The organism is Mycobacterium pinniadriaticum (assembly GCF_026242045.1).
In the GTDB taxonomy this organism is placed as follows: domain Bacteria; phylum Actinomycetota; class Actinomycetes; order Mycobacteriales; family Mycobacteriaceae; genus Mycobacterium; species Mycobacterium pinniadriaticum.
Genome location: NZ_JAPJDO010000120.1, coordinates 1 through 578, shown reverse-complemented (window position 1 = coordinate 578; position 578 = coordinate 1). Strand labels below are relative to the sequence as shown.

Genomic DNA, 578 nt, shown 5'->3' with positions numbered 1-578 from the left:
CCTGACTTGGGTCACATTGGACTTCTCCTTGAAGTACTGAGTCGTTGACCTGCGGTGATGGTTTCGCTTAGTGCGCCCGCAAGGCACTAATTCGCCTCGGTAGGCTCGGGCGGGTGGTGTGGATTCGGCGGGTGCGTACTGCCTCGGGTGCCACTGCGGTGCAGATCGCTGAATTCGTGGACGGTCGCCGGCGGATCGTCCGTCATGTGGGCTCGGCCCGCGATGACGCCGAACTCGGACTACTCATCGAGCAGGCTCGCCGGTTGTTGACCGATGATGCCCAGCGGGAGCTGGATCTGGGCATCACCCCGAAAGCCGTCAAGGTCGAGATGGTGCCGCCGCCGGCCGCGGGCCTGTTCGCCGATTCTGGTGCTGGGCCCGGCCCGCGGCAACTGGTGGCTCGGGCTCACGTCCTGAAGTCCTGCAGCGGATTGCTCTACGAAGCTCTGGCCGGGGTGTATGCCTATCTGGGCTTCGACGACGCGGTCGACGATGAGGTTTTCCGGGATCTGGTGATCGCCCGCGTGGTGGAACCGACCAGCCTCCTCGATGTCGATCGAGTCCTGGCCGAGATGGGT

At 64.4% G+C, this 578-nt stretch carries 1 pseudogene; it reads left to right on the top strand.

What is annotated here, in order from left to right:
* Positions 1–113: 113 nt before the first annotated feature.
* Positions 114–578 (top strand): annotated as a pseudogene (locus tag ORI27_RS32925) (IS1634 family transposase); the annotation flags it as partial.